This is a genomic window from Paraburkholderia kirstenboschensis (assembly GCF_904848585.1).
GTDB lineage: Bacteria > Pseudomonadota > Gammaproteobacteria > Burkholderiales > Burkholderiaceae > Paraburkholderia > Paraburkholderia kirstenboschensis.
The window spans coordinates 55646-76905 of record NZ_CAJHCR010000025.1 but is presented as its reverse complement, the minus strand read 5'-3'; the positions used below and the strand labels follow the sequence as shown (position 1 = coordinate 76905).

Annotated in this window: 11 protein-coding genes and 3 pseudogenes; 5 read left to right on the top strand and 9 right to left on the bottom strand. The window is 61.3% G+C overall.

Annotated elements, in window-relative coordinates; genetic code table 11:
• Window positions 1-245 precede the first annotated feature (245 nt).
• The 4 genes and pseudogenes from JMY24_RS34985 to JMY24_RS34975 form a co-directional block, all read right to left on the bottom strand.
• Window positions 246-380 (bottom strand): annotated as a pseudogene (locus JMY24_RS34985) (transposase); the annotation flags it as partial.
• Complete coding sequence (locus tag JMY24_RS39760; protein WP_128598756.1) at window positions 371-796, bottom strand: surface-adhesin E family protein; 426 nt, start codon at window positions 794-796, stop codon at window positions 371-373. The gene JMY24_RS39760 and the pseudogene JMY24_RS34985, both read right to left, overlap by 10 nt.
• Before the next feature lie 673 nt (window positions 797-1469).
• Window positions 1470-1576: pseudogene (locus JMY24_RS34980) on the bottom strand (IS5/IS1182 family transposase); the annotation flags it as partial.
• Entirely contained in the window at window positions 1567-2199 is a 633-nt protein-coding gene (locus JMY24_RS34975; RefSeq protein ID WP_128598755.1) for a TetR/AcrR family transcriptional regulator, read from the bottom strand. The gene JMY24_RS34975 and the pseudogene JMY24_RS34980, both read right to left, overlap by 10 nt.
• 282 nt (window positions 2200-2481) lie before the next feature.
• On the opposite strand from JMY24_RS34975, the gene JMY24_RS34970 reads away from it, so the two are divergent.
• Window positions 2482-3375 carry an NAD(P)/FAD-dependent oxidoreductase gene (locus JMY24_RS34970; protein ID WP_201703805.1) on the top strand — a complete coding sequence of 298 codons (894 nt, stop codon included), beginning with the start codon at window positions 2482-2484 and terminating at the stop codon, window positions 3373-3375.
• Between the two features lie 95 nt (window positions 3376-3470).
• Window positions 3471-4334, top strand: coding sequence for a class I SAM-dependent methyltransferase (locus tag JMY24_RS34965; protein ID WP_201703803.1), 864 nt, complete (start codon window positions 3471-3473; stop codon window positions 4332-4334).
• 1073 nt (window positions 4335-5407) lie between these two features.
• Here the strand turns inward: JMY24_RS34965 and JMY24_RS34960 are convergent.
• Window positions 5408-9256: an AAA family ATPase gene (locus tag JMY24_RS34960; RefSeq protein WP_201703801.1), complete on the bottom strand. Its 3849-nt coding sequence runs from the start codon at window positions 9254-9256 to the stop codon at window positions 5408-5410.
• Between the two features lie 559 nt (window positions 9257-9815).
• On the opposite strand from JMY24_RS34960, the gene JMY24_RS34955 reads away from it, so the two are divergent.
• A complete protein-coding gene (locus JMY24_RS34955; RefSeq protein WP_459564431.1) occupies window positions 9816-12344 on the top strand; it encodes a two-partner secretion domain-containing protein in 2529 nt (842 codons plus the stop codon).
• A 172-nt stretch (window positions 12345-12516) separates the two neighbouring features.
• Here JMY24_RS34955 and JMY24_RS34950 read toward each other — a convergent pair.
• From JMY24_RS34950 to JMY24_RS34935, 4 genes and pseudogenes are all read right to left on the bottom strand, one after another.
• Window positions 12517-12926 (bottom strand): annotated as a pseudogene (locus JMY24_RS34950) (nuclear transport factor 2 family protein).
• Between the two features lie 141 nt (window positions 12927-13067).
• Window positions 13068-14069 (bottom strand): Type 1 glutamine amidotransferase-like domain-containing protein, encoded by a 1002-nt coding sequence (locus JMY24_RS34945; protein WP_164853893.1) that lies wholly within the window; start codon window positions 14067-14069, stop codon window positions 13068-13070.
• A 785-nt stretch (window positions 14070-14854) separates the two neighbouring features.
• Window positions 14855-15328, bottom strand: a complete 474-nt coding sequence (locus tag JMY24_RS34940) for a GNAT family N-acetyltransferase (protein WP_128598652.1) — start codon at window positions 15326-15328, stop codon at window positions 14855-14857.
• 362 nt (window positions 15329-15690) lie between these two features.
• The gene (locus JMY24_RS34935) at window positions 15691-16332 is read right to left on the bottom strand and encodes a glutathione S-transferase family protein (protein WP_236597674.1); all 642 of its coding nucleotides are present in this window, start codon (window positions 16330-16332) and stop codon (window positions 15691-15693) included.
• A gap of 684 nt (window positions 16333-17016) precedes the next feature.
• Between JMY24_RS34935 and JMY24_RS34930 the strand changes: the two genes are divergently transcribed.
• Complete coding sequence (locus JMY24_RS34930; protein WP_201703807.1) at window positions 17017-19341, top strand: two-partner secretion domain-containing protein; 2325 nt, start codon at window positions 17017-17019, stop codon at window positions 19339-19341.
• A 1373-nt stretch (window positions 19342-20714) separates the two neighbouring features.
• Entirely contained in the window at window positions 20715-21185 is a 471-nt protein-coding gene (locus JMY24_RS34925) for a hypothetical protein (RefSeq protein ID WP_236597673.1), read from the top strand.
• Window positions 21186-21260 lie beyond the last annotated feature (75 nt).

Genomic DNA, 21260 nt, shown 5'->3' with positions numbered 1-21260 from the left:
CGATGTGCAGGCGAGACCGCCTCGCCATTAGGCGTCAAGTTCTTCTACGACTAGGCAGTGATGCCCGGGGTGTGTCGAATGGGTAATCGTCGCAGTCGGAGGTAGCGGACTGCCCTTCCCCTTGCCGACCTGGTTTGTGGCGAAGCGATTGGTCGGGTCTGCTGTGGCTGACGGTTAGTTGCATTTCTACTACGCCGACGCGAGGTGACACATTTAATGACGCAACAGAGACAGAATTAATACGTTCTACGGCTCATGCCGCGCGCGTACATGCTGATGACGTGGTCGTCAAAGCCCGGTAGCCGGCGCTGGTATTTGCCCACAAGTTGCGGCTCGAACGTCGCCTGCCGATCGCGCGGAATATCCAGATTCAGTTCGCCGTTGGGCGACCCTTCTTCTTGCATATGTACGCACCTGTGTAGCCGACGACGGAACCGGGCCACTGGTCTTCCCAATCTCCGTTGCGTGCAGTAGAAGCGTGACCATCCACATGAATCATTTTCACCGTACTGTACCGGGCGGTTTGGTCGCTACACTTGTACATCCAACGTTCCACCGTTTGCCGATAGCTCTGGGGGTTATCTGTATCCTTGCCGACTATGAGAGGCGGGTCAAAGTCCGTACGCACCCAGAATCGCGCTATCCCGTTAGAAAGCTGGCTATCAACGATATCCACGTACACTCTCGAAGCAGACTGCGCCTTGTTCTCTGCAGAGGTGACGTCGATCCAGTTTTCAGCGAAAACGCTCGCGGCTGCACAGCCGAGCGCGGCACCGATGATGGCTTCTTTGAGCATGTAATGGATGGAAGGTTTGCAGTCGGCACATAATAACAGCCGCTTACAAACTCCTAAGCTGCTTCGGCGTTAATGGAAGGATATTTGATTGCAGTGACCGAAACAGCAGGGCCGCTTCGCGAATCGAACGGCCGATCGTTGGAGCGGAGGCGCCGTCCGAGCGTCCGGACGACGATGCGGACGAATGACTCTTCATGGCCGACCACTGCCTCATGCGGTCGGAATGTGCAGCACAAGCCCGGCGGTCGGCAACACGCGACGCGTTGCAGCCGGTCGAGCAGTCTCTGTTCTAAGGGTAGGTATCGGAGTGGAACGGTCATTCCGTGCCGTCGCCTGGGGGACAAGTCATCGGCCTCTGCGGACGCTTAGACCCGTGAGTTGGTGAGGCGGCTTACGCCGTGCAAGGATGACGTCTTGCTCGACCCTCGAATTGCTCTCGAACTTAAGTTTGATTTCTCTATAAGCAATCAGCTTGTCGTTCACCAGATCGAAAGGAAGCGCCCGCAAGGTTAGGGATGGCGTTTCAGAACTCGTTTTGCCGCACTGAGCCATCCACATAGGGCCGATGCGGTGGAAGCGGTGCGGCACCTGGCTCGAATGCAGCGCTACGTTCGGCATAAGGAAGGCGCCGATTGCCTGCCGCGCGGGCGGCTTTTGCGCTCATGCAATGAGCCTAGCCCATCAGTCGTCCACGCATCATCCATAGGTTGCCCGGGGCGAACAGCGTATGCGATTGCTGCGTGTTCTTCATCGGCCGCGATAGCGCACCTTCACATGCCACCGTGCGCGGCGATGAACATGGCGACGGCCGACCGGCAATAGGATTCGATTTCGTTGTCGTCCTCTGCTCTCGCCTCATCGAAGCGTGCGATAAGCAGGAGATCGGATCCTTTGAAAAGCGCGGCAAACAAGCGGGCGGACTGGAGAGCATCGGATACGTTCAGCATCCCTTTAGCGTGCAACTGGCGCAACACGGCCTCGATGTGGGCGATGACATGGACCGGCCCGGCTTCGTAATGGAGCTTGCTTAACGCCTTTTGATTCGTCTTGTCGGCCAAAACCATGGCTTCGACACTGCGGACGTCCGGGCTCAGCAGCGTGCGAAGCAGGGAGGACCCGACCGCCACCAGCTGATCTTCGGCCGAACCGTCAACGCCTTCAGAAAGGGCCTGCGGTGCAAATTGATCGCAGCGGGCCACCATGGCCGCGCTGAACAGCGCCTCCTTGTTCTCGAAGTGCCGATAGATGCTCAGCTTGGATATCTTCGCCCGCTGCGCGACCTTGTCCATGGTCGTCGCTTGAAAACCCAATTCCACAAAGAGTTCGCAGGCCGCGTCGACGATCGTTTGGCGAAGCGCCTCGTTGGCGGGCCGGCCGCGCCGGCCCTGGCTATTTTCGGTCACGACAATTCCAGTACTTGACAGTATTCAAATTCTCGAATTACGATACCATGCAGTATCTCAATGCGCAAGCCAAAGGGCAGGTTTCACCCGGTTGTCCAGATCCGGTTTCCCCGGGCAGCCCGGCGATATCGAGCGGCATCGTCGGTCCGGTCAGTACAGCATGGGCAACTTTCTCGCCAATGCCGAAGCCCTGCTCGCTGACCGTCTCAAGCGCGTATCGCCGGACGATATTGCACACCACGCCCGGCCCACCCCTCCCTCCACAACACGGAGCCCATCACCATGAATGACGTCATCATCATCGGCGGCAGCTTTGCCGGCCTCGCCGCCGCCCTGCAGCTAGGCCGTGCCCGCCGCAAGGTCACCGTTCTCGATACCGGCCGGCCGCGCAACCGCTTTGCAGGCCACTCGCATGGCTTGCTCGGCCACGATCACAAGCCGCCGCTGGATATCCTGGTCGAGGCGCGGCAGCAACTGGCGCGCTATCCAACGATCAGCCTCGTCAATGCCCGGGCCGAGAGCGTGTCTGGCGCCATCGACGATTTCTGCGTCGTCACTGACGATCACGAAAGCCTGAGGGCGCACCGCCTGATCCTGAGCTATGGCGTCGCCGACCAGATGCCTGATGTTCCGGGCTTTGCCGAAAGCTGGGGCACGTCCATCGTGCCCTGCCCCTATTGCGACGGATTTGAAGTCGCCGGCCAGCATTGGGGCCTCGTCTGGTCCAGCCCGCAGTCGTACCAGTCTGCCAGGCTGTTCCGCGATTGGACCGACAAGTTGACTGTCTTCGCCGATGGTCATGACATTGCGCCCGATATCCAGGCCGATCTGGCGCGCCGCAACATATCTCTCATCGATGGCCGGATCGTCGAGATCGCCCACCAGAATGGCCATATCACCACCGTCAATCTCGATACCCGCCGCAATGTCGTGGTCGACGTCATGTTCGCCCATCCGCGCAACAAGCCGTCCGCAAGCCTGCATGAATCACTGGGCCTCGCCACGGTCGACACTCCCACGGGCATCGTCCTCAAGGTCGACGAGCGCCGCCAAACCAGCATGCCCGGCATCTACGCCGCTGGCGACCTCGCCACGTCCTTCTTGCCCTCGGTCACCCAGGCTTCATCGCAGGGCGCGATGGCGGGTATCTTCGCCCAGCAGTCGATGGTGGTTTGAGAGCACAGATCCCTGCTCTCATTGCGTCGTCGCCTTCGAAAAGGTTGGCGTGGATGGACGCGGTGAAAGGCGGATCGTCGAGTCAAGGAGATGACATGGCAAAGCAAAGTGCTGATCAGGTGGATGACTGGAATGGTCAAAGCGGGGAGCGCTGGGTCGCCAACCAGGCCCGGCTCAACGCTCTGGTGGCGGTGTTCGGCCAGGCCGCGATCGAAGCCGCCGCGCCCGCGACAGGTGAGCGCGTGCTGGACATCGGCTGCGGCGCGGGTGCGTCAAGTCTGGCTCTGGCCGCTCGCGTCGGCGCGGAGGGCCAAGTGCTGGGCGTGGACATATCCGAACCGCTGATCGATCGAGCGCGCGCGCTTGCGCGCCACGATACGCCGGCCCTGTTTCTGGTGGCCGACGCCAGCAGCGCAGAGCTGCCCGAAGGCGCGTTCGACATTCTGTTCTCGCGTTTCGGCGTGATGTTTTTCCCCGATCCGACAGCAGCGTTCGCCCACATGCGACGCGCGCTCCGGCCGGGCGGCCGGGTCGCTTTCGTCTGCTGGCGCGGTGCGGCCGAGAACGATTGGATGCGACTGCCGGTGGGCGCGCTCAAGGACATCGTCCCGCCGAGCGCGCTGCCCGATCCCGAAGCGCCCGGACCGTTCTCGTTTGGCGACCGGGAACACGTGGCGCGCATCCTGATGGCGGCTGGTTTCACCGAAATCGTTATCTCGCCCTTCGACGCGGCCGTCCCGTTCGGCGAGGGCGAAACGCGGGACGCCGCGATCGCCGACGCAGTGAGGATGACGCTTGAGGTCGGCCCGCTGTCGCGTGCGCTCGCTGGTCAGCCCGACGACATCCGCGCCCGTGCCTCCGCCGCAGTTCGTGCCGCCTTCGCGAGCCGCCCCGGCGAGGGCTCGGTGATGATCAACGGCGCGGCGTGGGTCGTCATGGCGCGAAATCCGGCAAGCTGACAGGGATTAAGAGGGGAGACGCCTCCGCTTGGTACAGCTGGGCGTCGTTGGCCGCTCAGACTGATGTCCCTTCTGGCCGCTGAACGAGCGCTCGCCTTGCGACAATCAGATGGCCGGTTGCGAAGCAGAGCCGACGCCTGAGCGGCCTGCCGGCGGCGCATGTGACCGGCAGTTTGTGGCCGAACCCGGAAGCTCATTGAAAGAACATGCTGGGCGCGTCAGCATCGCCGCCGGAGTTCCGTGGTCGCCCCACTTTGGACTGTCAGCATTCTCGAAACCGGTCGCTTGGAGCCGTGAGTGCTCCTTCAAGCCAGCGTTTTTTCTAAAACGGCGCAGAAACTGAAGGTCCGGGCGGACGAATTCTATTGGCCGACCATAATTTCACGACTTTCTCAGAGCGACCGCCAGTGTCAATCCGACCATGGCACCGCAGGCCGGCCCAACAAATTTGTATGCGGGTCCAATCGGCGAAGTAAGGAAGCCCCAAGCAGTTCCGAAGCACAGACCGGTCACGAACAGCCAAAGCGAAAGATCCATATTCTGATTTCGCCAATGCACATAGAGACGCTTGAGAACGAATGATGAAGGAAGGTAAAGGATATACGTGAATGCCGTCATTACTATAATCAGTGCCCAGGGGTAAGGGGTACGCCAGCCCGGTTCCCAAATTCCGACGAAGTTACAGGATCCCCAAACTAATGAAGATGAGAGCGGCGCCCATCTAAAAGCCCGTTTTTCCTTGACGGTTAGATTCATCTCGCTGATTCCCGCTGTGCGCCAATTGGTTGTCGGTGACATCTGACCTCATGCTAGAGGCACGGAAGCCGGATTTCCATTCTGGTCGTTATCCGAACGCGTTCATATACACCGTTGTCGACAATCCACGCGGCATTGTCGAACGGCCGAAAGTGGCCGAACCCGGTCCCATGGCTCATTTCCGTCATTGCCGCTCATATTGCGCCGGCTCGTCTCCGTGGCGGACCGCTTACGTTGCGCCTCGTGACGGCCTCTTGCCTTCGTTGATTTACGTTTCAACGACCAGAGGTGCAGCGGCTAGATGTGCGGACGACACCTTAAAGCAACTCATCCAGCAGCACCTTTGTCTGCCGCAGGTCGACGCTCTCGAAGCCTTCAGTAAAGGCGGCCTGGAGTTGCGCCAGCCTATGCCGGGCTGCCGCTGTCTTGCCCTGTCGTTGCCATAGCCGAGCCAGGCTCAGCAGCGCCCTCAGTTCGAGCGACTTGGCGTCCTGGTGGTGCGCAACTGCGACGGCCTTGTGAAAACACGCTTCTGCTTCCTTTGCGCTGGCGGAGCCACCAGTCTTAATGTTCGCCTCCCTAAGCACCAGCAACTCTCCCTTGAGCCGATGCAACTCCGCTTCGTAATAACGTTCCCCCGTCTTGTCGACCATGGCCATCGCCTCGACCAGCACGCTCAGCCCCGCCTGCGCTTGTCCGGCGTTCGCATAGGCTGAGGCCAAGAGGCCCAGAAAGTACGGCCGTCCCAGCTCAGCCCCTGTAGCTCGATAGGCGGCAAGGCCGTGACTCATCTGCGCCATGCCCTCCTCGATGCGTCCCTGCTCGGCCAGCGCCCAGCCCCGAAGGATGGTCGCCCACGCCCGCCAGAACGGAAAGCCCTGTTCGGTCGAAAGCGTGATGGCGTCTTCGGCGCATTCCTTAGTCAGTTGTGCCTCACGCCGAAACTGGTGGAGTTCGGCCGTAAAAGTCAGGCAGTGTGCCAGACTAAAGGAGTGAGACATGGCCCGTGCCAAGGCAAGGGCCTCCAGGCTCCGTTCGCGGGCCTGGTCCGGATAGCCCAAATACCACAGAACCCACGCCGAAAATGTCTGTCCGCGTATCCCTGGCGCCAGGCCATACTGAAAGTCGCGGGTGGGATGCTGAGTGCGATCATGGCGTGCCGCTATCTGCTCCAGGTGCATGCGGGCCGTGCCGATCTCGCCCAGAAAAAACGAGGTTGACGCCAACGCGCTATGCGCCTCACCTAGCAGCACCGGGTCTCGGGCGTTCTCAGCCAGGCTGAGCAGCCGCTCACCCAGTTCCTGTGCCGCCTTGTACTCGGCACGCAACGTAAAAAACGTCCGCAGTCCCACTTGCACTGGGAAGAGCTGCGGGGTTTCCCCAGCCTGCCTGCACAATGTCAGCGCGCGGGCGTAGGTAGCCTGCACCTCCGAAGCGGCATAGCCTCGCGCGGCCATCAAGGCAGGACCGATGGCAAGCTGCAGCGTGAGTTCCTGACGGGCATGTTCGGGCGTCTCGGGCAGGCGTGTGAGCAACTCCAAGGCGGCGCTGAAATGACGGATTGCTTCGAGATTGGCCGAACGCTGGAAGGCCTGTCGTCCGGCGCAGTGCAGGTACTCCACGGCTTTTGGAGTATTTCCACTAAGGCTGTAGTGGTGTGCCAACTCGCTGCAGTAGTCCTTGAGCCGACGGTGGAAAATTGACTCGATGGCCTGCGCCGTGCGTTCATGCAGCACGCTGCGCTGTTCTGCGAGTAGGGAGTTGCCCGCGACCTCCTGGGTGAGGGCGTGCTTGAAACTATATTCCTCCCCGCGGAATGTCGACCGCTCGTAAATGAATTCTGCGGCCTGCAGGTGGCACAAAAGGCGGCGCAACTCGTCCTCGGACTGCCCGACAACCGCATGGATCAGCCTCCAGGGCGACTCCTTGCCGACCACGGCGAGGGTCTGCAGCAACGCCTTTTCCTCGGTGGGAAGCCGATCCATGCGGGCCGCGAGCACACCCTGCACGGTGGTCGGCATATGCAGCGTGGTCGGCGTCGTCTCGATGCGGTAACGTCCGGGGGGGCCGAGCAACAACTTCTCCTCGGCTAGGGTCTGGACGATCTCCTCCATGAAGAAGGGATTGCCGTCAGTTTTCTCCAGGATGAGCTGCTTGAGGGGCGACAGACTGAGATCGTCCCCCAGCAGGGACATGAGCAGTCGTGGGGCTTCGACCTGGTCCAGAGCGTCGAGCCGCAGCTGGGTGCAGTAGCTTTTTTGACCCCAGCCGTGCTCATACTCGGGTCGGTAGTTCATAAGCAGGAGCATCCGGACGCTCGCCACGCGGTCGACGAGAAAGGCGAGGAACGCCTGGGTCTCGCTGTCCAGCCATTGCAGGTCCTCGACCAGGAGCTCGATCGGCTGATTGAGGCTTTCGCGCACCAGCAGGCGTGTGATTGCATCGAACGTGCGGCCGCGCCGGATCTGAGAGTCCATCTCCGCAAGTGCCGAACCGGGCTCGCTGATGCCCAGCAGATACAGCAGGTAAGGCAAGAGGTTTTCCAGGCTGCGCTCCAATGTCAGCACCTTGTCCGTGACTTTCTCCCGGCATCGGCGATCGTCGTCCTGGGAGGTGATCTGGAAGTAGTTCCTCAAGAGCTCGATCAGCGGCAAATAGGGAAAGGCTTTGCCGTGCGGAACCGCAAAAGTCTCTAGCACCAGGCGGCCGCGATGCGAGCGTTCCTTGAACTCGTGGAGCAGCCGCGATTTTCCGACCCCGGCCTCGCCCACCAGCGCGACGATCTGTCCACGCCCCGCCGTGGCCTGTTCCAGCGCGTGATGCAATTGCCCAAGTTCGGTCTGCCGGCCCACGAACTGGGCGAGGCCAAGCCGCGCCGCCACCTGGAGCCGCGTGCGCAGGGCACCCGGACCAAGCACCTCATAAACCGCGAGCGGCTCCGGGATGCCCTTGACGTGGGTGTTTTCGAGAGCCTTGAACTCGAAATAGCCCTTCGCGAGCTTGTAGGAGGACTCGCTCACGAGGATGGAGGAAGGCGCGGCGATCGTCTGCATCCGAAAGGCGACATGGATCGTGTACCCCACCGGCTCGTATTCCGTGTGCAGATCATCCTTGCGAATCGAGCGCACCACCACCTCACCGGTATTGATACCTACCCGGATCTGGAGCGGGATGCCGGGCTGCAGACGGAACCTGTTACTGTGGCGACGCATCTCGTCCTGCATACGCAACGCCGCGTACAGCGCGCGCTGCGTGTGGTCCTCATGGGCAATGGGGGCACCAAAAAGCGCCAGGATACCGTCACCCAGGGACTTTGCAACGTAGCCTTCATAGTGGTGCACAGCACCCATCATCAGTTCGACGACCGGGGTGATCAGCCGGTGGGCGTCTTCCGGATCCAGGTCGCGAATCAACGCCGTCGAGTCGGCCAGGTCAGCGAACAGCACGGTGACGCTCTTACGTTCACCAGCGGTCTCCCCCCGCGCTTTCAGCGCCGCATGCTCGGCCAGAATTCGTTCGGCCAGGTGGGGTGGCGTGTAGTGAATGGGGGGCGGCGAGCGACCCACAGGCGTGCCACACGCACGGCAGAATTGCGCGCTCGGGCTCAGTTCGTGGCCACATTTCGGGCAGATGCGTGCCAGGCTGGCGCCGCACTGCTCGCAAAAGCTGGCTGCAACGGCATTCTCGAACCCGCACTTCATGCAGCGCATATCGCGGTTCGCGCAAGGTTGCGGTACGGCGGGGCCTTCGATCAACGAGGCAAGCGAGATCGAGTCCGTTGTATCGGCTTCGCAAGATGTGGGAGGTGCAATCGGCTGAAGCTCAAGCATGTAACCCTTGCGGGGGACGGTCCGGATCACACGCTGTCGATGCTCGCCCAAGGCCGAGCGCAGTTCGCCGAGGCACTGGACCAACGAGTCGTCGGTCACAATGACGTCACGCCACACAGCCTGGACGAGTTCGTCTCTTGCAAGCAGCCGGCTCGGGTGCTGCGCCAGGTACGCCAGCAGCGCAAAGGTCCTGGGTCTGAGCACAACCGCTCGCCCCTCGACACGCAACTCGCCGCGATCGACATCGACCTCAAATCCGGGGTAGCGCACCACGCCAGCGGCAGCGCTGCCGATAGTCGTGGCCGATGCATGTTTCGGAGAAGTTTCGGGCTTCATTCGGCCTTTCGTCGTGCCATGCGACGCCTCCATACCTACGCTTGGTCCGTGCCATCCACCCACGGAGAATAGGACGTCTGCGAACCGGCGGATGTCGCCTGTCACGACCACGACGTCGGCCGGCGTGTTGCCTCACGGAAGGATGTTACTCCCGGATAAATTGCGTTGTCCGGTTGTCGGCCGCGCGGGGCTGTGATCTTTAGCGATAAATGGCGGGGAATTTCAGCGCTATATGACGCCGATGCAAGGATACGATGCGTTGTTAGGAAAACCGAAAGCCAGAAAACGACCCGATCCGGCCGTTGGATCCCGCACCAGCTTAACGGCAGATTTCGAGGGTTGAACGGCCATTCCTGCCGCCGCGGCGACCGACACACATCCCCGCTTGAAGAGGTACCAGCAGGCACCGGGTGCATGCGCAAATACCGGTTTTTCTTTCGAAACGCGCTGCTACACTTAGTCCGTGTTGTGCGGTATGGCGGCTTTCGCGCCTTGCCTGGTCGCAACAACCTGCGTTCCGCGGCAACGACTTTCCACGAACCACGTTTCGGGAGGGATCATGTCGCGTCATTCATCCAGACTGGCGATCCAGTCGCCCCCAACCCCGCGCACTGGGCTGTGCTTTACGCTGATGTATGCCGGCGCGGCACTCATCGCGCCGCGGTTCCGGCCTGCCGCGTGGAAGCGAGTTCTGCGCCCGCTGCCGCTTGCGCTATGGGTGCAGCTCGCGCTCGCCGCGTGGTGCGTGCCGATGGCCCAGGCGGCCGGACCGTTGCCGCAGGGCGGCGCATTCGTCCGGGGCCAGGGCGCGATGACGAGCGGCACCACTTCGCTAACGATCGACCAGTCCTCGTCCCGCGGCGTGATCGACTGGCACAGCTTCTCGATCGGTAACGGCAACAACGTCGCCTTCAACAACGGGTCGGGCGCGACGCTGAACCGTGTAACGGGCGGCGATCCGTCATCGATTCTCGGGAAGCTCACCGCCACCGGCAGCCTTTACCTGATCAATCCGCAAGGCGTCCTCGTTGGGCCCTCGGGCGTTGTCAGCACGGGCGGACGCTTCGTCGCGTCCACGCTGGATATCTGCAACGACGCCTTCATCAACGGCGGCGATGCACTGACACTGTCGGGCAAGTCGGACGCGAGCGTGGTCAACCTCGGCAGGATCAGCTCCAGCGGCGGCGATGTGTTCCTGATTGCGCGTCAGGCAGTGATCAACGCGGGCACGGTCAAAGCGCCCACCGGCACGGCGGAACTGGCGGCTGGCGAGACGGTGCTGTTACAGGACTCGGCCAGCAGCAGGCAGGTGTTCGTGCAGGCAGGCAGTCACGGCACCGTCGTCAACGAGGGGCGCATCAGGGCCGCACAGGTCAGTCTTCAGGCCGCCGATGGGAGCGTCTATGCGCTCGCGGGCGGCGGCACGCGCATCCGCGCAACGGGCACGACAAGGCGCGATGGCCACGTCTGGCTCGTCGCGGACAGCGGCCTCGTCAGACAGCAAGGCAGGATCGCGGCAACGAATGCCGACGGCAGCGGCGGGACGGTCGACACGCAGGCGGCGCAGCTCGCGTTCGGCAGGCACGCAGCCGTGCACGCGGGCCAGTGGAATGTATCCACTCCTGAGTGGATCATTGATGACGCCGCCGCGCATGCGTTGCAGCGTAGCCTGAACGCGGGCACCTCGGTGAATGTCGCGACCACGGGTGGCAACGGCGCAACGGGCGACCTGGGCATCGCTTCGAGCCTGCGCTGGCAGGGCCCGGCTTCGCTCACGCTTGCGGCATATCGCCATGTCTCCGTCACGACCGGCACGACGATCGCGAACGACGGAGCGGGCAATCTGACGCTGCGCGCGGACGCTTCGGGCCTCGACAACGGCGGCAGCGTCGCCAACCACGGTACGATCGACTGGTCTGCCAGCATGGGCATCGTCAGCGTGCTATACGACATGACCGGCAGCTACAGCGCGGGAAACATCCTTCCGGGCAAGGCATGGACCGCGCCACAAGACAGCGGTCTCGTCACCCAGGTTACAGGCTATAAGCTCGTCAACTCGCTCGCCGATCTGGAAAAAGTCTCGCTGGATCTCGCTGGCATCTATGCACTCGGTAAGGACATCGACGTCAGCCCGCCGCCCGGCACACTTTATACGCCCATCGGCATTTACCCGAATCCCTTCACCGGTCAGTTCGACGGCATGGGACATTCAATTTCCAACCTCTCCATTTTGGCTTCGTCGTCTGGAAGCGGCACGGATGTAGGGCTGTTCGCCGTTATCGATACGGCGGGTGTCGTGCGCAACCTGAGCGTGCAAGGAAATGTCAGCGGCCCGGCGACCAGTGGCAACGTTAGCGGTGGCAGCGAAGGAATTCTGGCGGGGGTCAACGCCGGCACCATTGCCGCGGTGCATACCAGCGGCAGAGTGGTAGGCCCGGCACCGGTAGGTGGGGGAGGAATCGAAACTGGAGGTCTCGTCGGTTTCTCTGCGGGCGGCACCATAACGCGTTCTTCCAGCAGTGCAGACGTCGTATCGCCTTCTGGGGATACGGGTGGCCTGGTCGGAGACAACCACGGGGTCATCCGGCAGTCGTTTGCATCGGGAAACGTCGAGGCAACCGGAGCCACACAATTTGGCGTTATGTTCGGCGGATCGGTAGGCGGACTGGTTGGCTACAACAATGCAAGCACGATCACGCAGTCCTACGCGACCGGCACAGTCAGTAGCCCCATTCAGGCTGATGTGGGAGCACTGGTTGGGGCGAATATGTTTAGCACGATTGAACAGTCGTTCGCGACCGGCAGGGTGCAAGTGCCGGGAGGTGGGGCAGGCATTGCCGCCTACAATGATACGCCACCAGGGACCATTGCCAGTGACGTCTTTTGGGACAGGCAGACGACCGGCGCCACGGTCGCAGTGCTCGTTCTAGCCAACGGTGCACAAGCGGGCAGCGCTCAAGGTCTGACCACCGCGCAGATGAGCATGCCGTCAAGCTTCGGCCCGACGTACGATTTCGGCCCGCATGGGATCTGGGCTATGCCGCCGGGAGGAACGCACCCTGTGTTGCGCTGGCAGCTAGGGCACTGAACCTGCCAAGGCGCACTGATTCCGACACGTTGCTTTCCAGTGAGATGGAAAAGACGTCGGGGGAAATGTCCATTGCCTGGGCGGAAGCCGACGTTCGGCCATCCGCGTGAAAGCATCGGCGAACGTCCCTAGTTGGCCGGTCCGTGCCGGTGATCTAGCCACGAGACAGCAGTCAATATGGGCTCTTCTCGTCGATGAGCTCAACAAGATGCGCTCTATTGACGGGCGCAGCATAAGGCTCGGGCCAGTATTCGACAATCTTAGTAATCTTCCCGGCTTCAGCTGAGAAAAACGATATGGCTCGCGCCGTCAACGCACCGTCGGTAACGGTCACATCGGATACTGCTTCATGACCGGTGTTGGCGACGACTCGGTTCACCGTAAAGCGCCAGGGCCCTTCTGCCGGGTACTCCGAGTTCATTTGCGCAAACCGCGCCGCGCCTCTGATGCGTTCGTTCGACTGGGGCCATTCGAGGATGAATTGCTCGCTTAGCACTGACTCGACTGACGCAAGGTCATTTGAACCATGAGTGTCCAAAATTCATGGACGAGCGTCGACATATCAGTAACAGTTGCTGTCATAGCTCTTCTGCGTCAGTCTGAAGTAAGAGAATTTCGAAGGCTGATTGTCGACGTTGTTCGCCCCGGCTCACACTTCATGCACGAGCATAATCGACCGTGAACAGCCGTTCCGGCTTGGGCCATCTCAGCGTCCGTTAAGATCTAGTCTCCGAGTCTCACACCGTGTGCGTCGCGCCCGTTCTGGTGATGTACAAGAGACGTGACCTTTCCGTCAGGGTCTCTATCAAAGGTGACTTGCGCGCTAACTGCCTTCAGGAAATATCGATTTTCGCTTTCCGGGAAAATCTCAAGTTTCGGTTGAGCCCCATACTGAGCAAACAGTTGCTCACCTTCAATCGTGATGAGCACCTGCAGCGGGTTCATCAGTTCGAAGCGCCCGACACAGGCCCGCTTCAACTCGACGTCCACAAATACCGGCTGACGCTCCGGTTCACGGGAAACCGAACCAATAACTCTCGGCCTGAGCGCGTGCTCGTCAACCCCCGTTGACTGCGACTCCAGTTGGTAAGCGGTGGCACCCTCCCGCCACGAGAGGACCTCGGCAATAACATCCCCCTCATACAGTACCGCCGCATCATCGTCTATCGCGATCGCAGAGGGAACGTCGAGCATTCGCATTGTTTCCCATGTCTCTTGCCGGCGGGCGTGATAATGGACTGCACAGTTGCCTGGCAGCAACCCGAGGAGGTGCTCGAGCGGCAGAGCGCGCTTCTTATGCGGTGGCGGAATGGAATGTTTGAACCAGCAATTCGCGCCGGCGCTAATACCCGACAACAGGACACCGCGCTGCCACGCTTCCCTGAGGACTGAATCCAGACCCCACTCTTTCCACAATCCCACAGCGCAACGGGGATTGCCCCCGCTGACAAAGATCGCGTCCTGCTTCAGCAGGTGCTCCGCCGCATCGTCCGGACTCACGAAGTTGGTCCCTGCAGGACCGAAGAAGGAAACGTTTGATGTCTCGAAACCGAGCTTTCCGTACGTGTCTTCGAAGTTACGGATAAGCATTGGCGGATCACCGGCTGGGGTCGACAGCAAACACACTCGAGGTTTTGCTTTCCCCGTAAGGTCTCGAATATAGGCAGCAGTCAGCGAGAAGCCTTCGTCTGTAGTGAAACCTCCGATCGCAAGAATTCGTCGCACGTTAGTCTTCTCCAGTTTCCTAGTCAGTCCGATACAAGCCAATGCTTACGGCGGAGGGCTAGCCGTGCTCAACGTCTCGGGAACGACATCTAATTCGCGATTCAGAAAGCGCGGCGGATCGCGAAGATCGAGGATACCTAACCCGGCGGCGTTGCTGCTAGCGTACAAAAAATCCGTTTCTTGACCGCACCCGTTACCCTTGATCGCACTGGGCGCCGTTCCGCGTGCTTTCATCCACAACAGCGCTAACATGGCCAACCGGCTAAAGCCTCATAGGTCGTCGGGCTGCTGATTTCGCGATTCGCCCAGGGAAGCTAACGTACATTGCCTTCCGAATCTTGACGGCACGCTCAGCAGCGCATTGATGCTATTTCCCAGCCTGCGGCGGCACACCTGCCGGAAAGCCGCTGTGCAGGAACCGGACGTTGAAGTCCCCGTTTCCGGTTGCGCATCCGGTCTGGAGGGCCCGGCAGCAGGTGTCCGCGCGTGCCCGGAGGAGAATTCGCGCGCGTTGCGAGACGCAGGCGAGGCTCATTTGACCGTGGCCGACGGTATTGTTCGCTCGCTTGACACCAGGCCCGCTAATGGGTGTCGACGATCTAGCCACCCGTGTCGACCGTCGGCTTCTGGCCGGACACGGAAGCTCGGCCTGCGCGGCGATCTCCACAGCCTCGCGCGGCGGGGCCTGCTTCTAGTCGACCCACGACGGTCTGCGTTCCCAATTGCGGCCATTCCGCATCTTGTTTCTCCGACTGCGAGCGGCAGCAGTCGGCGTGGGATCGAAGCTACGGCAGGGCAACACGCTTAGTCATCGGCACGCAAGCCAATTCCAGTCCGCGGGACGTTCGATACGTCGAAATCGAATCCCCTGACCAACCACAACAACGATAAAACGGTGCCGCGTTCAGCGTGGCATCGAGCCGCATCGAGGCAACCCCGTGATCGCGAGCCAACGCTTCGAGCGAGTACAGCATCTTGCGTCCAATACCGCGCCCCATGTGAGACGGCCGGACGAAGATGGCATCTACCTGCCCGCTTGCGGCGGTAAGCATCCCTGTGCCAACGATCAGTCCTTCATCGACGACTACGTAAAAGTCGCGTTCGACAACGCTGGCCCATTTGTCAGTCGGTGAGCCATCAACCCACGCCAACAGGGATGCTTTTGGATAATGTTCAGCACACGCAGCGAGCACCGAAGTCCTGCGAATATCCCACGCATCAAGCACGTCGCCGCTGGTAGCCTTGCGTATCGTTAGCATGGGGAGCTCCTCGGCGCGATCGGCCAAGACCAGGCGTCGATAAGACTCAGAAGCTCGGAAACACATACTTTGTCCTGCATGCAACCGCTCCTATTTGAGCCAATACAAAACGGAGCAGTTGCAAAGACACGGCCCCGTCATGACTGGCGGGGCCGTTGAGGAAATCTATGGATGTATGAACGTCACGATTCCCACGACTCGCCAGTGGAGGTCATGGTGCACATCATGAAATTGCGCGCGTCGTAGTTCATGACTGGAGATTGCCGTTCTAGAGCGTAGCTGTCAATGGCGATCTCAAGATGGTCACCGATTCAGGCTCAACCACGAACGGCTCAAATTGGCCATGACTTGACGATCGTCGCTCACGGCCGTGTTCGCAACATGCTGTCGCGAGTCGCAAATCGGTGCCACCAATGGATCAGCTTTTCGTGCCCTTCCATCAGCAACGCCGCTTCGGGGGTTTGCATGAAGTACGCAAACATCGGGGCAGCGTACAGGTCAGCAAGTGTCGCCTTGTCACCGATCAGGAACCCCCGGTCGTCGGACAGCCGGGTCAGCTCAGATAAACATACAGCGGCACGCGGCAGGGCGGCGGCGATCGTCTTCTCATTTGCTAACCGGCCTTGGCGAGCTGAAACCACGCGTTCAACGTATATGTTCCAAACAAGCGTTCGATACGCATAGGCATCCAGTATTCCAACAATCTGGTTTACCTTGGCGCGAGCTTTCGGACTTGTCGGCTGCAGTTTGCACCCGGGGAAAGCGTCGTCGATGTAGCGAACGATGGCGCCCGTCTCGTAAAGATGGAAATCACCATGCTGGAAGGCCGGAATGCGACCGAACGGGTGACGCTTCAAGTGCTCCTGTGGAACGCCGGTCTCTGCGAATACATCTACCTCAACCAAGCTGTATTTGATCTGCTTCTCTTCCAGAGCCAGCCGAGCGACCCGCACGTACACACTCCATGCGGCTCCGTACAGCTTGACCATTTCGGTTGTCGTCACACGATCGCTCCAGTCGCGCATGAGAGGGCGCGAAAACGATAGGTTACGTCAATGGACCGTGGAGACCCGCAATTTTCGGCACTGCGATTCCGTATCGGCATGCTGCGATATTGTTGACGATCTTGGCCGGAGCGTCGAACGTCGCTTCATGGCCGACCAGCGCCTGAGGACCGGGCGCATTGATCCCCCTCGGCGCGGCTCTCATGGATAAGGCAGGACCCGACCCGATCCGGCCGTTGGATCCCGCACTAGCTGAACGGCAGCTTTCGAGGGTGGAACTGCCGTTCCTGCCGCCGCGGCGACCGACACACGTCCCCGCTTGAAGATGTACCAGCAAGCACCGGGGGATGCGCGAATACCGGTTGGTCTTTCGAAACGCGCTGCTACCATTAGGCTGTGTTGTGCGGTATGGCGGCTTTCGCGCCTTGCCTGGTCGCAACAAACTGCGTTCCGCGACAACGACTTTCCACGAACCACGTTTCGGGAGGGATTATGTCGCGTCGTTCAATCAGACTGGCGATCCAGTCGCCGCTACCCCCGCGCAACGGGCCGACCTTTACGCTGGCGTATGCCGGCGCGGCACGCATCGCGCCTCGGTCCCGGCCTTCGGCATGGAAGCGTGTCCTGCGCCCGCTGCCGCTTGCGCTATGGGTGCAGTTCGCGCTCGCCGCGTGGTGCGTGCCGATGGCCCAAGCGGCCGGACCACTGCCGCAGGGCGGCGCCTTCGTCCGGGGCCAGGGCGCGATGACGAGCGGCACCACTTCGCTGACGATCGACCAGTCCTCGTCCCGCGGCGTGATTGACTGGCACAGCTTCTCGATTGGTAACGGCAACACCGTCGCCTTCAACAACGGGTCGGGCGCGACGCTGAACCGTGTAACGGGCGGCGATCCGTCATCGATCCTTGGCAAGCTCACCGCCACCGGCAGCCTCTACCTGATCAATCCGCAAGGCATCCTCGTGGGGCCCTCGGGCGTGGTTAGCACGGGCGGACGTTTCGTCGCGTCCACCCTGGATATCTGCAACGACGCCTTCATCAAAGGCGGCGATGCACTGACGCTGTCGGGCACGTCGGACGCGAGCGTGATCAACCTCGGCAGAATCAGTTCGAGCGGCGGCGATGTGTTCCTCATCGCGCGTCAGGCAGTCATCAACGCGGGCACGGTAAAAGCGCCCAGCGGCACGGTCGAACTGGCGGCGGGAGAGACGGTGCTGTTGCAGGACTCGGCCAGCAGCAGGCAGGTATTCGTGCAGGCAGGCAGTCACGGCACCGTCGTCAATGAGGGGCGCATCAAGGCCGCGCAGGTCAGTCTTCAGGCTGCCGACGGGAACGTCTACGCGCTCGCGGGCGGCGGCATGCGCATCCGCGCAACGGGCACGGCAACGCGCGATGGCCACGTCTGGCTCATCGCGGACAGCGGCCTCGTCAGGCAACAAGGCAGGATCGCAGCAACGAATGCCGACGGCAGCGGCGGCACGGTCGACACGCAGGCGGCGCAGCTGGCGTTCGGCAGGCACGCCGCGGTTCACGCGGGCCAGTGGAATGTATCGACTCCTGAGTGGTCCATTGATGACGCCGCCGCACGGACGTTGCAGCGCAGCCTGAGCGCAGGCACCTCGGTCGATGTCACGACCACGGGCGGCAACGGCGCAACGGGCGACCTGGGCATCGCTTCGAGCCTGCGCTGGCAGGGCCCGGCGTCGCTCACGCTTGCGGCATATCGCCATGTCTCCGTCACGACCGGCACGACGATCGCGAACGACGGCGCGGGTAATCTGACGCTGCGCGCCGACGCTTCGGGCGTCGACAACACCGGCAGCGTGACCAATTACGGCACGATCGACTGGTCGCGCAGTACCGGCACCGTCAGCGCGCTGTACGACATGAACGGCAGCTACAACCCGGGCACGATCCTCGCGAATAGCGCGTGGACGGCCGCGCCTTATAGCGGTCTCGTGACGCAAGTGACCGGCTACAAGCTGGTCAATTCGGTGGCCGATTTGCAGAACATATCGCTCGATCTTGCCGGCAATTACGCGCTCGGCAAGGATATTGACGCGAGTGCGACGATTCTATCAACTTACCCGCCCTCCTCCTCCGGCGTCGACTTTGCGTCGCTTGGCAGCGCAGCAACCCCGTTCTCGGGTCAGTTCGACGGCATGGGTCATGTCATCGATCATTTCAGCCAGAAAGAGTTTTACTCGCCCTCACACGCCCTCGCGTTCGGCCTGTTCGGCGTCATCGGCCCCAGGGGCGTCGTGCGCAATGTTGGCATGACGAACAGCGACCTCACCGGATATAACTACGACAATGTCCCGTACGGGATTCTGGCCGGGCAAAACCTGGGCTTGATCACCTACACTTACACGAGTGGCTCGAGGGGATCCCCCTCGTTCGAGGGCTCCCCGCTCGGCGGACTGGTGGGGCGCAATGACGGTCTGATCGAACGATCCTCGAGCAGCGCAGGGGTTGGTAGCGCCGGGACGCTTGGCGGCCTCGTTGGCGCGAACTACGGAACCATTCTGCAATCCTATGCGACCGGGAGTGTCAGCGGAGGGATCCATGGGGCCGCGGGCGGATTGGTCGGCTCTAACTCAGGTACCGTGTCGCAATCCTACGCGACGGGCGTAACCTACCAGCCGTTTAGCGCTGGAGGACTGGTTTACGCCAATTCCGGCGTGATCGAGCAGTCGTTTGCGGCGGGGCTGGTTCAAGGCTATTGCTGCAGCCCGCCCGATAGTTTCACCAGTTTCGGCGGCATCGCAGCCTATAACTTGCCAGCCGCCAACGCGACGATCGCAACGAACGTCTACTGGGACAAACAGGCGACGACCCGAACCGTCAGCGCCGGGACCGGCGCCCAACTGCCCCCGTCAAACGGCCTCACAACTGCCCAAATGAGTAACCCAACAAGTTTTGACGCATCGTGGGACTTCAGTCCAACGGGCGCGTGGGTCATGCCGGCCGGCGCGACCCACCCTATCCTGCGCTGGCAACTGGGCCAGTAAGCGCGACTGAGAAGCCGCGGCGTGCACCCAGTTGACCGCGCCGCGTCAGCCGGCGCCATCTACGGGGACGCCGCTGACATGTTCGGCATCTGCGGCGTCTCACCGGGTGTCGACGATCCGCGCCGGCACGTCGTATGACCTGTTGTGGCCCAACTGGGCCGGACGACGACCGGCCCAGTTCGACCCAGCTACGCGGAGTGTTCGCTACTGTCGTTAACGAGCACTTCCTAGCGTCACGATCACGGCTGATGCCAATGGCTCAATCACAGGGACCGGGACTGGTTGCGCCTTCACCGGGTCCATCAAGCCCCACGCCTGGGGTAACGTGTACGACGTGACGATCAAGTTCCGAGCTGGCTCGTGCGCGTATCCCCACACCCTCTGCATCGGGCGTCGCGTTGGTCAGTGGCACGGCCATGCATGCCGAGCTTCAAACACCTGCGAATGCTGGCGTTTATTCCTCGGTACAAAGCAGTAACCTGACTGTCATCAAAGTGGGCGCGAATTCTGCCGCCCACATAAGAGAGCCTTCGACGCGCTCACCGCCCATCCGCCATCGCGCTAATGAATGAGCAGAAACTCAGCGCCGAAGGTCCTTGCGTGAACTGCCAATGGAAGGGCATCAGAACATGCGCGCCCGTATGTTCGATCTGGCATTGGCAACGTCGCTGGAGACGGAGGCTTGGCGTACATTACTTCCGATCGATATTTGGAAAGTGGCCGTTCGTCAGACCAGCGCGTTCTTCGTAAGCACTTGGTCCACAGCGGTAGCCTGTCTGACTGAATTGGAACTTCGAGGTCCGCTGTCCGGGGCGAAGCAGGCGTTCAAACGGCCGAGTGATGGTGATGGCGAAAGGCGGCTCCTGGCCGAACCTTGTCGATCGTCTGGCAATCGAACGGCTCTTGCCATGAGCGGCGACAGGCGGACTCGTTGCCGCCGTTCGGTCCAATGCCGCCGCCCCGTCCGCTTAAGAAGTAAAGCAGCGTCAAACTTTTGATGGCCCCTCCCATGGTGGGTGGACGAGTGCGAGGGTTCGGCCCGATCTGTCAAGATGGGCGTCGCCCGATCGAAGCGTTTGTGGGGAAAATGCACACCGCATTTTTTGCGCTGAATACTCCCGCAAACGATTGCTTATACACTGTGCACCTCTTTCTCCGAGGCGCTTCGTATGCGACAGGAATGGCTTGAATATCTCCAGCGACTTAGCTGGAACGCTCCGATGACTTTGGCGCTAGCGTCAGCGGCAGTTGGCTCTGTCGTAACGCTAGCGTGGATTTCGGCGCGGGATGCGCGGGAGCGCAGGCGTCAGCGGCGCGACACTGCACTGGAGTTGGCGTTATCGCTGGAAAGCTACGCTCGAACCTGTCGGACAATGATGCATAAGGCCGTTTGGGCGGCAGCGGAGCCGGTCGGCCCTATCAGCCGCGAAGCCAGCAAGGGCGTGTCCATCCCTGCTTTTGCCTATCCGGACAAGCTGCAGTGGCACGTCCTGAGCCGCCGAGTTATCTCCGAGCTGCGTGAGTACCCGGCTACAGTGCACGCTGCCCGAGAGTACGTGGAGGCATTTGGGGAGTTCGGCGAGCCGATGGACCTTTGCGGTCAGGTCGAATATGAATGTGCGAAGGCCGCGATGTCAGCACTAGCGCTGGCTAGGACCACGCGCCGCCGGCACGGTGCCGCGACGTGGAAACCGGGTGCCAAAGATTCAGCCATGGAGCGAGAACTGTCCGACTTCATCGCGACCGTTGAAGAAAAGCGCAAGGCGTCGCTCCAGCGTCGAGCGGAATCCACGCTTGGTCGGCGAGCTGACGCACAGCCGTTCAAACAACCGCTAAGCGCCTGAAACTTAGACGAGACAAAGGGAATATCAATCTAACAGGCGCCTCGCGACCCTCAACACCCTGTGGTACTCACGAGA